This window comes from Pseudomonas sp. SIMBA_067 (genome assembly GCF_046534675.1).
GTDB lineage: Bacteria > Pseudomonadota > Gammaproteobacteria > Pseudomonadales > Pseudomonadaceae > Aquipseudomonas > Aquipseudomonas putida.
Window position 1 is genome coordinate 1 of the sequence record NZ_JAWRYH010000978.1, and the last position, 250, is coordinate 250.

Annotated in this window: 1 pseudogene; it reads left to right on the forward strand. The window is 55.6% G+C overall.

Annotation, left to right across the window (positions count from 1 at the left end):
- Positions 1-86 precede the first annotated feature (86 nt).
- Positions 87-250: pseudogene (locus SB765_RS32140) on the forward strand (histone deacetylase family protein); the annotation flags it as partial.

Genomic DNA, 250 nt, shown 5'->3' on the forward strand with positions numbered 1-250 from the left:
GGTTTATCTGAGCATAAAGCAAAGCATTTTCAGGGCTATCTCGCGAAAATTGGTTATCTGGTAACCCCTTGAAAAAGGACATTCGCGTGCTGACAGTCTTTAGCAACAAACACCGCTTGCACCACGGCTCGGAACTCAAGGATGGCGCCATCACGCCATCGTTCGAAAACCCCCGCCGCGCCGACACCGTACTGGCCCGTGTGCACAGCACCGCATTGGGCGATGTGATCGCCGAGCAGGCCTTCGACCG